Origin of the sequence: Paenibacillus sp. P13VS (genome assembly GCF_015143645.1) — a bacterium.
GTDB lineage: Bacteria > Bacillota > Bacilli > Paenibacillales > Paenibacillaceae > Paenibacillus > Paenibacillus xylanilyticus_A.
The window spans coordinates 85,298-100,687 of the sequence record NZ_WYEV01000003.1 but is presented as its reverse complement, the minus strand read 5'-3'; the positions used below and the strand labels follow the sequence as shown (position 1 = coordinate 100,687).

The following is a 15,390-nucleotide window of genomic DNA, read 5'->3' as shown; positions in this document are numbered from 1 at the left end:
TAACAAACGGTCACAATTTCCATTATAATCATACTTATTCCACTAGCTAAATCGCATATATTCTTAGACCCATAAGGAGATATTCATGGACATACCCAAAGGTACATATGGCTTTCGATTCGCTGACGATCCGGAACTGCAGCTATGTAAATTATATGCGGCAGGCTCTGATAGCATCAGCAATCCTTCCTATCATTGGGACGGATTGACACGAAGCGACGGGCCTCTCCTTCTTTTCCAGTACACGCTTTCTGGTCAGGGAGTATACGAATCAAGAGAACAGCATCACCGTGTCTCTGCCGGACAGGCTTTTCTTGCCGAGATCCCTGGACCTCATCGCTATTACTATCACCCTGAATCCAGAGAGCCGTGGGAATTTCTGTTTTTGCTTTTCCGACCAAATCTAATTCTGCCTCACTGGCGTAAATTTTTGCGCGAAGCAGGGGAGGTCCCTTATCTCCCAGCAGACTGTGCACCCGTTAAATTATTGCGAATGATTGTGAACGACGCAGCAGCCGGCCGAATCTCCGATCCCTTGATCGCATCCTCTTCGGTATATCAATTCATGACAGAACTGGCCAGATTACAGGTTACGACTCTGCGAAACAAGCATGCTTGGCCAGATAACATCAAGCGTGCAGCAGAATTTATAGAGCAGCATTATTCACAAATGATTAGTATTCATCAGTTAGCCGAACATGTCTCTTTATCCAAATATCATCTGATTCGGCGCTTCTCGGCCAGCACAGGACTTACTCCTGTTGCTTATTTAACTCGCATTCGCATGGACAAAGCCATGGAACTGCTTCGGGGAACCGAACATAGCATCGACTTGATTGCCGAGCTTATCGGGTATTCCAGCGGAAGTTATTTTATTAAAGCATTTCGTACCCTGACCGGACTTACACCAGGGGAGTTCCGCAGCGGAGGCGAGAGCCTTGCGTATCGCAAACTGTTCTTTGATTAACAGCAATATAGTACTATTCAGCTTCCAAGATTACTATAGATATTGCTAATCTCCTTGATTAATATGAACTTAACCAGAGCAATAATTAATCAGTAAAGGAGATTTCACATGAATCACAAGCATGCAGCACCCACACCACCGCTTGGCTGGAACAGCTGGGATTGTTACGGTGCAGCCGTAACGGAAGATGAAATTCGCGGGAACGCGGAATACATGGCTGAACATCTCAAACCCTTCGGCTGGAACTACATTACCGTCGACATCCAATGGTATGAACCTTATGCGAATTCCTCTCAGTACCGCGCTTTTGTTCCTTTGGTAATGGACGAATATTCCCGGCTTATGCCCGCTGAGAACCGCTTTCCGTCTGCTGAAGGCGGTCAGGGATTCAAGCCCTTAGCCGATTACGTACATAGTCTTGGATTAAAATTCGGCATTCACATTATGCGCGGGATTCCAAGGCAGGCTGCACATGCAGCTACCCCTATTCTGAATACCACCGTTACAGCACGTGATATTGCACATACCAATTCGATCTGTCCATGGAATACGGACATGTATGGCGTTGACGCATCGAAGATAGGTGCAGAGGCCTATTACGACTCTCTTTTTGAACTCTACGCCGAGTGGGGTGTGGACTTGGTCAAGGTAGACGACATCGCTGCATCCAGACTGTATGATACCCATCAGCCTGAGATCGAGCTAATCTCCCAAGCCATTGAACGCTGCGGCCGGCCTATGGTACTGAGTCTCTCTCCTGGTCCTGCTCCTGTAGAATACGCCGCGTTCTTCGCTGAACATGCCAATATGTGGCGGGTCACGGATGACTTCTGGGATCAATGGCCGCTTCTGCTGGATATGTTTGACCGCTGCCGGACCTGGCAAGGTATCCCTGATGCAGGATGCTGGCCGGACTGTGACATGCTCCCGCTCGGCCATATCGGCATCCGGTCCGTTGACGGAGGTGGCGCGGATCGCTGGACTCGCTTCACACGGGATGAGCAGCTGACCATGATGTCGCTCTGGAGCATCTTCCGCTCTCCGCTTATTTTCGGCGGTGAGCTTCGCGACTGTGATGAATGGACCCTATCCCTGTTAACCAACAAGGAAGTGCTGCGCTTGAATCAGGATAGCCATGGAGCCAAGGAAATACTGCGCCAAGGCAATCTCATTGTCTGGACAGCAGAAGCGGCTGATCAATCCCGTTATGCTGCATTATTCAATGTAGGTGATTCAGAGCTCCCTGTAAGTCTGTCTGTTGATGACATCGGTCTTCCGGGCTTCACCTCGGGCACCGAGCTGTGGAATGAAACGCCAGCCGAACTTGCAGGCGACGTTCTACAGACGAATATTCCTTCGCACGGCGTACGACTCTATCGATTCTATTGAACCTGGGTTACCTGGTTTAGAGCAACTCCGATAACGAAATGGGCCAGTCACCTGAAATATTATGGCGACTGGCTCATTTCGTTTTTTCATTATTTTTTATTGCCCTATAGTTAGTTAATAAATTCTTATAAAACATCCTCTTACTATGTAGCAATTCTAGGCTGACACAGCTGCTTTATTGATATGATAAGAATTGCAGAGCCCTTTGCATTCGATTCACTGCTATCTAATCCCATTACTCCGCTTTTTGATCCAAGACCTCAACTATTCTTTCAAGCTTCATATAGATCGCACGCAAGTAAGCAACAATAAAGAGCAAACCTAAAATTAAGATGATAGCAAGCATATATTCCCTCCTCCAATAGATCCTTAATTACTAGTTCATGGATAAACCATTTCACACTCTGATTATACATAAAAAGGTAAATGCATGCAGTTAGCTACTGTTGACTATCCAGTTTTCATAAAAAAAAGAAAAACCGATAAAACCCAATCAGGGTCTATCGGTAATGTACATTTTCGAGATAATCAGGTCACTTATAATGTTTTCAAATACCAAGTATCACATGCATAATGCTCAGATCCATTCAAAGGCTTATCTAAAGCAATAAATCCATTTTTGGCATAGAACTTGTTGGCTGCCGTCATATTGCTCAGGGTTTCCAGGTAACATTGTTCATAATGTTCTTTCGCATAATCAAGGACAACCTGCAATAATTCGCTTGAGATACCTGTACCTCTGGTTTCCTGGAATGCATACATCTTTTGCAGCTCACAAATCTGAGGATAACCGTCAATTGGACCAATACCGCAGCCTGCTACGACCACAGTATCTTGCTCAACTACCCAATATTTAGACCCCTCTTTCTGGTACAGATGATAGAAATCTCCCAAATGTGGATCTGTCCAGGCTGTCCCTGGTTTGTTCGCGCCAAATTCGATCAAACACGTTCTGATCAGATGTTCCACCTGTTGATTATCTCTTTCTTCAATCTCTCTGATCAACATAAAAGTAAACCTCCGTAAGTATGTTTCTGTTCCAATGAGGTAAGCAGTCAATAGCCCCGACATTTGAAGACCTGACGTAGGCTCGTCTCTAAAGTAGATACTGCCGTTTTTGTACAGTTTACTTGCTTGAAAGTCTGTTGATTCGACTCCAAATAATAATGTTTAGATTGTAAGACACCATTTAGAGCCGTGTCAACGATCCTGTATTTTTTCCGGGTAAAGCGAAAGTAACAAGTAGAGGCATATTTTATCTCCTGTTGGTTCACCTTATCTGAGAAGGAGAGGTGTACCTACTTTGACGGATTTAAGTTGTGCTGCACAAGATGCCTCCTCTTCATCGGAAGGTAAGGAGAAGGGAAACTTAAAATGGTGGCAGCTATCCCTGCTTGGCATCGGCTGTACGATTGGTACCGGATACTTTCTGGGTTCGGGAATAGGCATCAAGCAGACCGGACCTTCAATGGTACTATCCTTTTTGATCGCCGCTCTGGGTACCTATATTGTGTTTCACTTCCTGGCTAAAATGACAACTGCAGATCCTCAGGAAGGTTCATTCTGTTATTATGCAGGCAAAGCCTTTGGACGTTGGGCCCGCTTTGGCTGTGGATGGAATTATTGGAGTACCAAAATTTTAATCATGGGAAGCCAATTAACGGCCTTGTCCATTCTCTCCCGCTTTTGGTTCCCAAACGTTCCCCTGTGGCTTTTTGCAGCGTGTTATGCGGTACTCTCCATTTTTGTTGTCCTACTGGGGACACAATGGTTTGACAAGATTGAAAATGTTCTCGCCGTGGTCAAAACCACAGCGATTGTTATGTTTATTCTGCTGGCTGCAGCAGCACTGTTCGGCTGGATACATGGCGGAAGTAATGAACGGCCTGGCATGCCAAGTTCAGCTGCAGAACTGTTCCCAGGCAAGTTTCCAGCCTTCTGGTCCTCACTTCTCTACGCGTTTTACGCATATGGCGGTGTAGAGACCATTGGACTCATGTCCATCCAGTTACAGGATAAAAAGGACGCCCCCAAAGCCGGGAAAGTGATGTTAACCGGCCTCTCCATCCTTTATATGTTATCGATTGGCATGGCCGTGTTCATGGTGCACTATATGAAGATGAATGAAAAGGAAAGTCCGTTTGTTACGGCGCTATCGTCGTATCATTTGGAATTCTTTCCTCATGTATTCAATGGCGCCATCATCTTGGCAGGCTTTTCCGCCATGAGCGCTTCGTTGTTTGCTGTCGTCAACCTTCTGGTGACCATGTCCAAGGATGGAGACGCGCCTAAGCTGTTCAAGGCGAAATTAAAATTCAAGCAACTTCCTCTGCCATCCCTGGTGCTTGCTGCAGTTGGATTGTGCGCATCCATTGTGACAGCCCTGCTGCTTCCAGGAAAGATCTATGAGTACATCACTACTGCAGCCGGTATATTGCAGATGTATAACTGGTCCTTTATCATTATCGCTGCCTTCAAAATACTTCAGATCCGCGCCAGAGATGTCATACTTGGCATTTCCGGTCTGGTTCTGTTATTGGGCGCGGTCAGTGGGACGCTTATGAAACCGGACATCCGGGTAGGCTTTTATGTAAGTCTGATCATGATTTTTGTGATAGCTCTGGTCACCTGGATCATGACAAGATGGTGGGAAAATCATAAGGTCAAGGCGTAGCAAAAAAATGGGATATCCCCCGAAGGATATCCTCTTTCTGTTTCAAACGTTTCAAACGATCTATAATAGAGGAATTTTTCCCTCTTCGCATTCACGCCACGTTCTGTCATTCCACACCGATGCCTGCACTTCTCCAACATGCGCTTTTCGCAGCAAAAACATACACAGTCTGGATTGGCCAATCCCGCCACCAATTGTGAAAGGAAGTTCTCCATTCAAGACGGATTGATGAAAATCAAGAGCGGCCCGTTCGTTCGTTTGACTCAGGTTCAATTGCTTTTCAAGAGCAGCGGCATCAACACGTATTCCCATGGATGAGACTTCCAGGGCCTGCTCCAGCACAGGAAACCACAATAATATATCTCCGTTTAACGTCCAATCATCATAATCCGGTGAACGACCGTCATGCACAATCCCTGAATTCAGCAGCCCACCTACCTGCATGATAAAAACAGCTCCGTATTGGCGTGTAATCTCATTCTCCCGCTCTTTTGGAGTAAGATCCGGATATTGGTTCTCCAGCTCCTGTGTTGTAATGAAGAAAATCTGATCGGGCAGAATGGGTTCAAGGCAGGAGTATTGAGTATAGAGTTCTTGCTCAGTTGCTTGAATCGATCGATAGATCTTGCTTACTTCTTCCTTAAGGGTCATAAGATTGCGTTGATCTTCAGCAATGACCTTCTCCCAGTCCCATTGATCCACATAGATGGAATGCAGATTATCCATCCACTCATCCCGTCTGATGGCATTCATATTGGTGTATAATCCTTCACCCACTTGAAAGCTATAGGTCTTCAGAGCTATCCGTTTCCACTTCGCAAGAGATTGAACAACTTCAATCTGTCCTTCTTCCATATCCAATACATCGAAAGAAACGATACGCTCTATACCGTTCAGATTATCGTTAATCCCTGTACCTTCTTGCAAAAGAACAGGTGAGGGTACCTGTATGAGATTTAAATGCTGCTCCAATCGTTCCTGAAACTTTTTTTTTGAAAAATGTATGGCCTCAGCAGTTTCCCTTAGGTTCAGCATCGGTTTGTACTTGTTCGGTACAACAATCGTTCGCAGCATGAAAGTACATCGTCCCTTCAGTTTGATTATCATGCAGTTTTCTGCATAACTGATGAGAGCAGTCTATGTGCCTATCATGGCGGTGTCGCGTTGTCCCACTCCAGAATTGAAGCATTTGGGTATACGCCCATCCTCTACGAGAACAATGCATGCAGCCCTTGAAGCGCAAAATAAACGCCGAACCCAACCAGAGACAAACCGGATACAACGGATATGATGGAGAGGCTTCTTTGATTGAGATAACGCCGCATTCCTGTAGTTAACCCCGCCACAAGCAAATCCCAGAGCGTCAATCCAATGAAGATCATGCTGCTGTAAATCAGAAGATGACTTGTCCCAAATGATACTGCCGTTTTGGCCAAAATCGATCCATAAATCCCTAACCAGAAAATGATGGACATCGGGCTCGTAATCGACATCAAAAATCCCAGCATGAAGCAGTGCAAGAGGGAATCCTTACGATTTTTGGCCGAATACAGCTTCAATTTGTTCATTTGCAGAATACTCTCAATGCCAGTATAGGTTAGCGTGAACCCGCCAACGAGCCAGAGGAGAATTTGTACCCAGGGGATGTTGAGGAATTGAACCAAGCCCATATAAATCAAGAGCATAAAGGCAGCATCGGCGATCATGGAACCTGCTCCGACCATCCAGGCATGCCAAAAACCATTTTTGATGCCTTTGTCCAATCGGGCTGAATTGACAGGCCCAATGGGAGCAGCAAGCGTCAAACCAAGGAAAATATAACTGATCAGAAGTTGAACACTCAAGACTTCCTCACTCCTACTCGCTTGTCCAGTTTATTTCCCCATCTTATGATCCAATCACGTTTAACATGACAGTATAACAACGGTTTATTTCGCTTTTATCTATGAAAAATAAAAAGACTATTTCACAGACAGATAAACATGTCTAGTAATAGCCTTTATATATAATGTCGTTATTTGATGCCTCTACATCGTACGATTTTTACTTCGATTACTATTCCGAGTATCTTTTACGCTATAGGTGTTCCTGGTGGTAGATCAATATCCGGTTTTAACAACACGACATCCCCTTTTTCGGGTACCCCTCCTAGAACCAAAACCTCCGACTTGAATCCGGCGATCCGGCGCGGCGGGAAATTAACAACAGCAATAACTTGTTTCCCTATGAGCACTTCCGCTTCATATCTTTTCGTAATTTGTGCACTCGATTTCTTGATACCAATCTCTTCTCCAAAATCAATCTCCAGCTTGATCGCCGGCACTTTTGCCTCAGCAAAAAACTCAGCATGAAGTATTGTTCCAATGCGGATATCCAGCTTCATAAAATCATCAATGGTTGCCATGTATATAATCTCCTCATCTTTTGTTTTATTTCAATATCATACACTAAATCCATTCTTGTTTAGCTACGATGTGACTGGAGGAACGGAGCCAAAAGTACATGCCCATACCGAACAAGGTAATGAATCCCCCTGTGAATTGAAATGCGGTTATCGTTTCTCCCAAAAATAGATAAGCCAGAAGAATGGCCAGAACAGGCTCTCCTATAATCCCTACAGAAACCGTCGTAGCACCAATCGTTTTTAACAGCAGGTTGAAAATATTCTGACCAAAAATAGTTGGAATTACGGCGAGCAACAAGAAATAGGTCCATTCTGAAGAGCGGTATCCCACCAAAGGGATTTGATAGAACAAGCAATAAACCAGCATCACGGTCCCGCCCAGGAAAAAAACAAGGATACTGTATAAATTCGAGTCTATTTTACGGCTGACCTTCTGCCCTGCAAGCATATAAGCAGAAACCGAAATGGTTCCCAACAAGGATAGTCCATCTCCTATTATCGCCTCTCGCGAAATCCCCAGGTCCCCCCAAGCTATGATGATTGAACCAATGAGGGCAGCAATTAAACTACAGATCGTTAGCATGCTGTTTCGTTCTCTAAACATAAAATAAGAGCCCATCATTACAAATAAAGGCTGCAATGACAAGATGACCATGGAACTCGCCACCGAAGTATGGACCAAGGATTCCATCCAAAATAAAAAATGTAATCCTAGAAATAGCCCTGCTGCCCCTACAGTAACCCAGTCTTTCTTGTTCATCTTAGAGATTCAAATGGCTTTCCATGGTACTTTTATCCAATCGTCTGTGCACAGGATTGTATTAATAACCTTAAGATCTGATATAATAATATCACCGCTTATCGGTCATTAGTGCAATAATATCTTACATTTATATCGATATATCGTCAATTGAAAGGAATTAACCCCATGGAGAAACCCTTGCATGAGACCATCCAATATCCAGATACTTCCTTCCCATATATCATGTACACGCATACGGTCCACGACAGCATCCCTGAAGGAAGAGGGTTTAATGACCTGCATTGGCATGAAGATTTACAGATCACATTGGTTACCAAAGGAACACTGGTGATCCAGGTTAACGGGATGAATCATGAATTACATACAGGTCAGGCCATTCTGATCAACAAAAGCATTCTTCATGTTACGACCCACTTGACGCATAACGGACAGTATGTCAGTTTTAATTTTCCGGAGAAACTGCTGGCTTTCTACTCGGATAGTGCCATGGAGAGAAACTATGTCCTCCCCTATACCAACTCGTCCTTCGTATCCCTTGTAATCAAAGGCGAAGTTAACTGGGAAATCCAAGTATTAGAAATGCTGTGGGATATGAAGAGGAAATTTGAAATGACCAAACAATGGGGCTGGGAGTACGAGGTTTCCATTCAGACGGTACAGCTGTGGCTGACCATAATCTCCAATTTCTCACTCTCGACAGAGGAAGCATCAGCGGACGTGAAGCGGCAGCAGGAGAGACTTCAATTCATGCTCAGTTTCATCCACCGTCATTATGCAGATCCGATCACATTACAGGAGATCGCGGATGCAGCTCATCTGAGTGTCTCGGAATGCACCCGAAGTTTTAAGCGTACAATTCATATGACCCCTTACGCCTACTTGATCAAGTATCGAATTAAAAAAAGCTGCGAGTTATTAAGCTCGACCGACTATACCATAACGGAGATAGCCCATAGAGTGGGATTTAATCATGTGAATCACTTTATTCAGTCTTTCAAAAAACAGCATCAACGAACACCTAACGACTTCCGCAGGGGGCGAGTGAAATGATTGAAATTACGACTGAACTGGTACGTCAGCTGATCCAGAGTCAATTTCCCGAGTGGAAACACCTCACCATAGCACCCGTAGACAAAAGTGGACACGATAATCGGACCTATCGATTAGGAAATGAGATGACTGTTCGTTTACCGAGTCATGAGCGATATGCCTCTGCTGTTCAGAAGGAATTGACGTGGCTGCCCGTTTTCAAGCCCTATCTTTCCTTGCCGATTCCGGCTCCGATTGCAAAAGGTGAGCCTACGGCAGAATATCCTCTTCCCTGGTCTGTTAACCAATGGATTAAAGGCAGCACAGTCACAGTTGAAAATGTAACGGACCTGAACACATTTGCTGAGGATCTCGCTGGTTTTCTAATTGAACTGGAAGCGATTGATGCAAGCCAAGGCATTCCTGCCGGCATTCAAAATTTTCATCGCGGCGGAAACCTGGCTGTTTATGACCAGGACACCAGATCCGTCATAGACGTTTTACCCAGACCATACGATCCTACGCTGTTATTGGAAATATGGGAGCTTGCCCTTGCCACACAGTATGAGGCTGCACCGCTCTGGCTGCACGGTGACGTCGCTGTAGGAAATATGCTCGTACAAAACGGCCGATTGTGCGGCGTCATTGATTTCGGAACGATGGGCGTAGGTGATCCTTCCAGCGACCTGGTGATGGCATGGAACTTTTTTGATGATAGGAGTCGTGATATTTTCCTCCGCCGAATGAATGCTGACCAAGATATGATTAACCGTGCACGTGGATGGGCATTATGGAAAGCACTTATCACTTATTCCTGGAATGAACCAGGTTCAGAGTCATCGAACTGGGGAAAATGGGTTATAGATGTAATCATCCGAGATTATAAATCACTGTAGTTCCTACGTTCATCGTAGTGCATCTAACATAAAAATAAAAACCGGATTCCTTATCGGGAATCCGGTTTTGTTATTGATAATATATATAATAGCTAATTAAGCCAGTCTCATTTTGAAATCCTGATATCCGAATTCACGGACAACTTCACAATCGCCGTCTTTGCGTTTTACAGCGATGGCTGGCAATGGCATTCCGTTGAATGTATTCGTTTTGACCATGGAATAGATCGCCATATCTTCAAAGACCAGACGATCGCCTTCTTTCAAAGGCTCATCAAACGAATAATCTCCAATAACATCACCTGACAGGCAAGTTTGACCGCCAAGACGGTACAGGTGTGGCTTCTCTCCTGCTTCTCCGGAGCCAACAAGCGGCGGACGATATGGCATTTCCAGTACGTCTGGCATGTGACAAGTGGCTGACGTATCCAGAATGGCAATGTCCATTCCGTTTTTGTGGAAATCCAGCACCGAAGTCACCAGATAACCCGCGTTAAGCGCAACAGCTTCCCCTGGCTCCAGATAAACTTCCAGGCCATATTTGTCCTGCATGCGTTTGATGCATGCTTCCAGTCTTGGAATGTCATAATCTTCACGTGTAATGTGGTGTCCACCACCGAAGTTAATCCACTCCATTTGAGGAAGCCATTGTCCGAACTTCTCTTCGACTGCGTTCAGCGTTGTTTCAAGATCGTCGGAATTTTGCTGACATAGTGTATGGAAATGCAAACCGGAGACGCCTTCCAGCAGCTCTGCACGGAAATCCTCCTGTTTGGCACCAAAACGGGAACCCGGAGAGCACGGATCATAAATCTCGTGCCCTTCCTGGGTTGAACATTCAGGATTAATACGCAAGCCAATCTTGCGGCCAGCCTGAAGTGCTTTATCCTTAAATTTCGCAAGCTGCGAAAAAGAGTTGAAAATAATGTGATCGCAGATTGAAATAATCTCATCGATCTCGTCTTCGCGGTAGGCTGGAGCAAATACATGATTCTCTTTGCCCATTTCCTCGTGGCCCAGACGGGCTTCATATAACCCGCTTGCCGTTGCCCCGCTCAAATATTGTCCGATTAGTGGATACATCGCTGTCATGGAAAATGCCTTTTGAGCCAGTACGATTTTGGCACCTGTACGCTGCATGACACCGTTAAGGATTTTTACATTTTTCTCAATAAGCGCCTCATCAACAACAAAGCATGGTGTCGGTAATTGCTCAAACCGCATCTTAACGAACGAGCTCCGATTCTTTCACTTCTTCAGGCAGTTCGTCAACAAGAACCGGGTTGAAGTCTTCTACCCATGGAAGTCCCCATTTGTTCAGCTCTTCCATGAACGGATCCGGGTTGAACTCTTCCACGTTGTATACGCCTGGTTTGTTCCATTTGCCTGTCATGACCATAGCTGCGCCGATCATTGCTGGAACGCCTGTAGTATAAGAGATAGCTTGGGAACCAACCTCTTTGTAGCACTCTTGGTGATCACAGATGTTGTAAACGTAGTACGTTTTGTCCTTGCCGTCTTTTTTGCCTTTGAAAATACAGCCGATGTTCGTTTTGCCCACAGTACGTGGTCCAAGGGATGCCGGGTCAGGCAGTACCGCCTTCAGGAACTGCAGTGGGATGATTTGTTTGCCTTCGAATTCGATAGGTTCGATGGAAGTCATGCCCACATTCTCAAGTGCTTTCAGGTGAGTCAGGTAGCTTTGGCCAAATGTCATGAAGAAACGAATCCGTTTCAAGCCAGGAATGTTTTTCGCCAAAGATTCCAGCTCTTCATGGTACAACAGGTACATGTCTTTTTCGCCAACTTCCTTGAAGTCGTAGACACGTTTGATTTCCATCGGTTTGGTTTCGATCCATTCACCATTTTCCCAGTATCTTCCGTTTGCCGAAACTTCGCGGATGTTGATTTCCGGGTTAAAGTTGGTTGCGAACGGATAGCCGTGATCGCCGCCGTTGCAGTCCAGGATGTCGATGTACTCGATTTCGTCAAAGTAGTGCTTCAGGGCATAGGCAGAGAATACGCCAGTTACGCCTGGGTCAAAACCGCTGCCCAGCAGTGCAGTGATGCCTGCTTTTTCAAAACGCTCTTTGTAATCCCATTGCCAGCTGTATTCGAATTTTGCAGTATCTTCTGGCTCATAGTTTGCCGTATCCATGTAGTGCGTTTTGGTTGCAAGGCACGCATCCATGATCGTCAGATCTTGATAAGGCAAAGCCAGGTTCATAACGATATCCGGTTTAACTTCGTTGATCAAAGCAATCAATTCGTCTACGTTATCCGCGTCCACTTGTGCTGTCGTAATTTTTGTTTTGCCACCGTCCAGCTTCGCTTTGAGATCATCACATTTGGATTTGGTACGACTCGCAATACAGATTTCCTCAAAAACTTCGCTATTTTGAACGCATTTGTGTACTGCCACAGAAGCCACGCCGCCGGCGCCGATGATTAGTGCTTTTCCCATTTTTACATTCTCCTATCCCATATGTAGATTTTTTTGGTTTTTGATTCAATTGTCCGTTTCAAGGTCTTCTCATCATTGTTCAACTTCCGTCAATTCCTGACAACAAAAAAAGCAAGGTGAATAAATGCCGCAATCCGCGCATCATCCCACTTGCTTGTCGATATACATCGTGAAAAAACGTAAAGTCTCCATAACCAAAAAAGTTCAAAAGAACTCCTCTGGTGGAAAGCTCCCTCATGTATATCAATATCAGATCAGAGTCTATATAGCAAATAATTCGCCTTTACCACTCTTATTGACCGTTTCACAAGTTGATGTGCTATTGCACTGGTTGTAAAGTAACCAACTTATAAAATTTGAGCTTTTAACTCAATCAATAAGGCAACATAAGTTGCCAATCGGCGTTTGACCCGGCTGTCCGTATGGCCTTGACTCCCTCATGGAAGTGGTCAAAAATTATCTGCTGGAAAGTGCTCGTTCCAATTGATATAACTGCTTTCCAAAATCACAGGTTAAACAATAACAAACACTTTTAAAAAAATCAAGGGATAACTCAAAAAAAACTTTTTTCCTCATTCTGGTCAGAAGATCCTTTAATCAGATATGGTTTTTCGGTTTAGCTTTCCGAGCGGGTTAATGACATTTCATTATGGTGTTTTCTTTTTGCTCTGATGCTTACTTGTAGTTTGCACAATGTAACAGGAACATATGAGTGATCATCTTTTTCACTGTAGAAAAAACAATTTTATAAGGTCACGAACCATATTCGCAAGAAATGCAAGTCCATAATGCATTCCCGGATACAATAAGTTATTTATGGAATCAAGTTTACCAACAGACATTAGTATAGTTACTAAAGTTATTGATACTTTACACCTTTACCCATTTATATTGTTCTCCCTGTTCTTTGTACTTATTTACTATAGAAATTATTAAAATTTATGGTTTAATCTTCTCGCTCAATCCTGCCTGCGATAATCTGGGGTGGGTCGGATTTTCTAACATGATAGAACCCTTCCTCATTCACTTTGGGAGTAATTTTAACTTTGTCCCCTACTTCAAGCTGCTCAAGGAGCTCCGAATCTTCAACAATATAATGGATTAGGGTGACCTTTTTTTCTCTAAGATCGCCAAAAGGTTGATCCGCATCTTCTCTAGATATATTTTCCGCTACAAGAATTCGATCTTCTTCCTTCTGAAGGATGTAATCCCCAACTTCACCTGTCGAGAATACTTGGCATCCACTAAGTATACATAGAAGAACGAGCAGCGTCACACCTATGACTGATTTTCTCAATTATATTCCTCCTTACAACACAGCTACCTCCTATATTAGACGTTTGGATTTAAACGTTTGTTGCTTCTTCATCTAACATCCATCAACAAAAAAAGCCGCGATATGCGGCTTTGATGATTTACCAAGGAAGCTGACTATCCATATAGTAAAAGCTGCCTGTTGGACCGTCTTCAGACAAAGTAGCCAGACGCACAGCCGTTTTGGCCCCTTCCTCTGGGGATAGCTCTGCCTTTTCACCACCCATTTGTGTTTTAACCAAACCGGGATGTACGGAATTCACTTTAAGATTCGTTCCTTGCGCTTTCTGGGCCCAATATGCTGTCAGCATGTTCAATGCTGCCTTGGATGCAGAATATGCAGGTGTGGCAATACGCTGCGCAAGCTCATTGGTCAGCAGAAATTGTATGGAACCGAGAGCACTGCTCTGGTTAACGATTCGACCAGCCTCACTTTTCATAAGCAGAGGCAGTAATGATTCTGTGAGATAATAAGGACCAAATGTATTGACCTCAAACGTATCACGCAGTGCATCGCCTTCGTAATCCTCTTTTTCAGCCCATACCCCTGCATTATTAATCAGGATATCCAATCGACCATACGTGTCACTAATCCATCTGGTTACCTTCGCAATATGCTCCGAATCCGTCACATTCAGCTGTACACCCACGGCTTCAATGCCTTCCTTGCTTAGTTGGTTTGCTGTTTCATCAGCTGTTGCCTGGTTGCGTGCGGCTACCAAAACCGTAATGCCTAATTCCCCGAGCTGTCTTGCAACCTCATACCCGATTCCTTTATTCGCTCCAGTTATCAATGCAATTTTATTGTTTGTCATTTTTTGTTCCTCCTCAGAAATTTTATGATTATTTGTTAATGGTGACCAAACCCGATGTTTGCACATGTCTTACACTTCTTAGATGATCCACGTAAGCCGCTTGGCTAATGGCGATCTGCTCATCCGTGATATGATTGGCGTTATGAATAGCAAATGGCGGCAGATAATGGGCCCCGACATAGTTGGCGAGCGCCTCCATTGGTTTTGCAATATCCCGAATTGTGAACAGGTTGTATCCTCCGGGCTGATATGAAGCCGCAGTACCTGCTGTTGAAATTGCGATGCCGATCTCTTTTCCTTGAAGATGCTCCCCACCCGGGCCGAATGCCCAGCCGTATGCGAGCACCTCGTCGAACCACTGCTTCAAGAGTGGAGGCGTGCTGTACCAATATAAAGGGTATTGGAAAATAATCCGGTCATGACGTTCCAACAGTCCTTGCTCATGGCTCACATCGATTGATTTACCTTGATAAAACTCATCCAACACATGTACGGTCGTATCCGGCTGTTCCCTCATGGTATCAGCCAACGCCCGGTTAATCCGTGAATTTTGTAAATCCGGGTGAGCTACAATAATTAATGTCTTCATGTGTAAACACTCCTTAATTTTTATACGGGAATGATCGTTCTAAAAATAGCGCAAAAATAATGCTCTGCATTTGGTTAAGGCAGGAG

Annotated in this window: 15 protein-coding genes; 5 read left to right on the top strand and 10 right to left on the bottom strand. The window is 44.6% G+C overall.

Going from position 1 to position 15,390, the window contains the following annotated elements; all coding sequences use genetic code 11:
* The first annotated feature begins 85 nt into the window (after positions 1 to 85).
* Positions 86 to 967: a helix-turn-helix domain-containing protein gene (locus GUA98_RS05565; protein ID WP_193722314.1), complete on the top strand. Its 882-nt coding sequence runs from the start codon at positions 86 to 88 to the stop codon at positions 965 to 967.
* Positions 968 to 1,075: 108 nt separating this feature from the next.
* Positions 1,076 to 2,356 carry a glycoside hydrolase family 27 protein gene (locus tag GUA98_RS05560; RefSeq protein ID WP_193722313.1) on the top strand — a complete coding sequence of 427 codons (1,281 nt, stop codon included), beginning with the start codon at positions 1,076 to 1,078 and terminating at the stop codon, positions 2,354 to 2,356.
* 537 nt (positions 2,357 to 2,893) lie between these two features.
* Here the strand turns inward: GUA98_RS05560 and GUA98_RS05555 are convergent.
* Positions 2,894 to 3,364, bottom strand: a complete 471-nt coding sequence (locus tag GUA98_RS05555; protein WP_193722312.1) for a GNAT family N-acetyltransferase — start codon at positions 3,362 to 3,364, stop codon at positions 2,894 to 2,896.
* A gap of 295 nt (positions 3,365 to 3,659) precedes the next feature.
* On the opposite strand from GUA98_RS05555, the gene GUA98_RS05550 reads away from it, so the two are divergent.
* Positions 3,660 to 5,030 carry an amino acid permease gene (locus tag GUA98_RS05550; RefSeq protein ID WP_193722311.1) on the top strand — a complete coding sequence of 457 codons (1,371 nt, stop codon included), beginning with the start codon at positions 3,660 to 3,662 and terminating at the stop codon, positions 5,028 to 5,030.
* Positions 5,031 to 5,090: 60 nt separating this feature from the next.
* Here the strand turns inward: GUA98_RS05550 and asnA are convergent, their stop codons facing one another.
* From asnA to GUA98_RS05530, 4 genes are all read right to left on the bottom strand, one after another.
* Complete coding sequence (gene asnA / locus GUA98_RS05545; RefSeq protein ID WP_227779435.1) at positions 5,091 to 6,104, bottom strand: aspartate--ammonia ligase; 1,014 nt, start codon at positions 6,102 to 6,104, stop codon at positions 5,091 to 5,093.
* Positions 6,105 to 6,238: 134 nt separating this feature from the next.
* Positions 6,239 to 6,874 (bottom strand): LysE family transporter, encoded by a 636-nt coding sequence (locus tag GUA98_RS05540; protein WP_193722310.1) that lies wholly within the window; start codon positions 6,872 to 6,874, stop codon positions 6,239 to 6,241.
* A 227-nt stretch (positions 6,875 to 7,101) separates the two neighbouring features.
* A complete protein-coding gene (csaA, locus tag GUA98_RS05535) occupies positions 7,102 to 7,434 on the bottom strand; it encodes a chaperone CsaA (RefSeq protein WP_193722309.1) in 333 nt (110 codons plus the stop codon).
* A 43-nt stretch (positions 7,435 to 7,477) separates the two neighbouring features.
* On the bottom strand, positions 7,478 to 8,194 hold the full coding sequence (locus GUA98_RS05530; RefSeq protein WP_193722308.1) for a DMT family transporter: 717 nt from the start codon (positions 8,192 to 8,194) through the stop codon (positions 7,478 to 7,480).
* Positions 8,195 to 8,362: 168 nt separating this feature from the next.
* Between GUA98_RS05530 and GUA98_RS05525 the strand changes: the two genes are divergently transcribed.
* Both GUA98_RS05525 and GUA98_RS05520 read left to right on the top strand, forming a co-directional pair.
* Positions 8,363 to 9,247: an AraC family transcriptional regulator gene (locus tag GUA98_RS05525; RefSeq protein WP_193722307.1), complete on the top strand. Its 885-nt coding sequence runs from the start codon at positions 8,363 to 8,365 to the stop codon at positions 9,245 to 9,247.
* Positions 9,244 to 10,122 (top strand): aminoglycoside phosphotransferase family protein, encoded by an 879-nt coding sequence (locus GUA98_RS05520; protein ID WP_193722306.1) that lies wholly within the window; start codon positions 9,244 to 9,246, stop codon positions 10,120 to 10,122. Before GUA98_RS05525 ends, GUA98_RS05520 begins: the two co-directional genes overlap by 4 nt.
* 96 nt (positions 10,123 to 10,218) lie before the next feature.
* Here GUA98_RS05520 and nspC read toward each other — a convergent pair whose 3' ends face one another.
* The 5 genes from nspC to GUA98_RS05495 all read right to left on the bottom strand — a co-directional run bounded on the left by nspC (position 10,219) and on the right by GUA98_RS05495 (position 15,304).
* A complete protein-coding gene (gene nspC, locus GUA98_RS05515; RefSeq protein ID WP_095287195.1) occupies positions 10,219 to 11,346 on the bottom strand; it encodes a carboxynorspermidine decarboxylase in 1,128 nt (375 codons plus the stop codon).
* 1 nt (position 11,347) lies between these two features.
* The gene (locus tag GUA98_RS05510) at positions 11,348 to 12,586 is read right to left on the bottom strand and encodes a saccharopine dehydrogenase family protein (RefSeq protein ID WP_127535759.1); all 1,239 of its coding nucleotides are present in this window, start codon (positions 12,584 to 12,586) and stop codon (positions 11,348 to 11,350) included.
* Between the two features lie 946 nt (positions 12,587 to 13,532).
* Positions 13,533 to 13,883 carry a DUF3221 domain-containing protein gene (locus GUA98_RS05505; protein WP_193722305.1) on the bottom strand — a complete coding sequence of 117 codons (351 nt, stop codon included), beginning with the start codon at positions 13,881 to 13,883 and terminating at the stop codon, positions 13,533 to 13,535.
* A gap of 118 nt (positions 13,884 to 14,001) precedes the next feature.
* Positions 14,002 to 14,715: an SDR family oxidoreductase gene (locus GUA98_RS05500; protein WP_193722304.1), complete on the bottom strand. Its 714-nt coding sequence runs from the start codon at positions 14,713 to 14,715 to the stop codon at positions 14,002 to 14,004.
* Between the two features lie 28 nt (positions 14,716 to 14,743).
* The gene (locus GUA98_RS05495; RefSeq protein ID WP_193722303.1) at positions 14,744 to 15,304 is read right to left on the bottom strand and encodes an NAD(P)H-dependent oxidoreductase; all 561 of its coding nucleotides are present in this window, start codon (positions 15,302 to 15,304) and stop codon (positions 14,744 to 14,746) included.
* Positions 15,305 to 15,390 lie beyond the last annotated feature (86 nt).

Coding starts and splice junctions, on each gene's coding strand:
- GUA98_RS05565 (WP_193722314.1), top strand. CDS start 86: ATGGACATACCCAAAGGTACATATGGCTTTCGATTCGCTGACGATCCG.
- GUA98_RS05560 (WP_193722313.1), top strand. CDS start 1,076: ATGAATCACAAGCATGCAGCACCCACACCACCGCTTGGCTGGAACAGC.
- GUA98_RS05555 (WP_193722312.1), bottom strand. CDS start 3,364: ATGTTGATCAGAGAGATTGAAGAAAGAGATAATCAACAGGTGGAACAT.
- asnA (WP_227779435.1), bottom strand. CDS start 6,104: ATGCTGCGAACGATTGTTGTACCGAACAAGTACAAACCGATGCTGAAC.
- csaA (WP_193722309.1), bottom strand. CDS start 7,434: ATGGCAACCATTGATGATTTTATGAAGCTGGATATCCGCATTGGAACA.
- GUA98_RS05530 (WP_193722308.1), bottom strand. CDS start 8,194: ATGAACAAGAAAGACTGGGTTACTGTAGGGGCAGCAGGGCTATTTCTA.
- GUA98_RS05525 (WP_193722307.1), top strand. CDS start 8,363: ATGGAGAAACCCTTGCATGAGACCATCCAATATCCAGATACTTCCTTC.
- GUA98_RS05520 (WP_193722306.1), top strand. CDS start 9,244: ATGATTGAAATTACGACTGAACTGGTACGTCAGCTGATCCAGAGTCAA.
- nspC (WP_095287195.1), bottom strand. CDS start 11,346: ATGCGGTTTGAGCAATTACCGACACCATGCTTTGTTGTTGATGAGGCG.
- GUA98_RS05510 (WP_127535759.1), bottom strand. CDS start 12,586: ATGGGAAAAGCACTAATCATCGGCGCCGGCGGCGTGGCTTCTGTGGCA.
- GUA98_RS05500 (WP_193722304.1), bottom strand. CDS start 14,715: ATGACAAACAATAAAATTGCATTGATAACTGGAGCGAATAAAGGAATC.
- GUA98_RS05495 (WP_193722303.1), bottom strand. CDS start 15,304: ATGAAGACATTAATTATTGTAGCTCACCCGGATTTACAAAATTCACGG.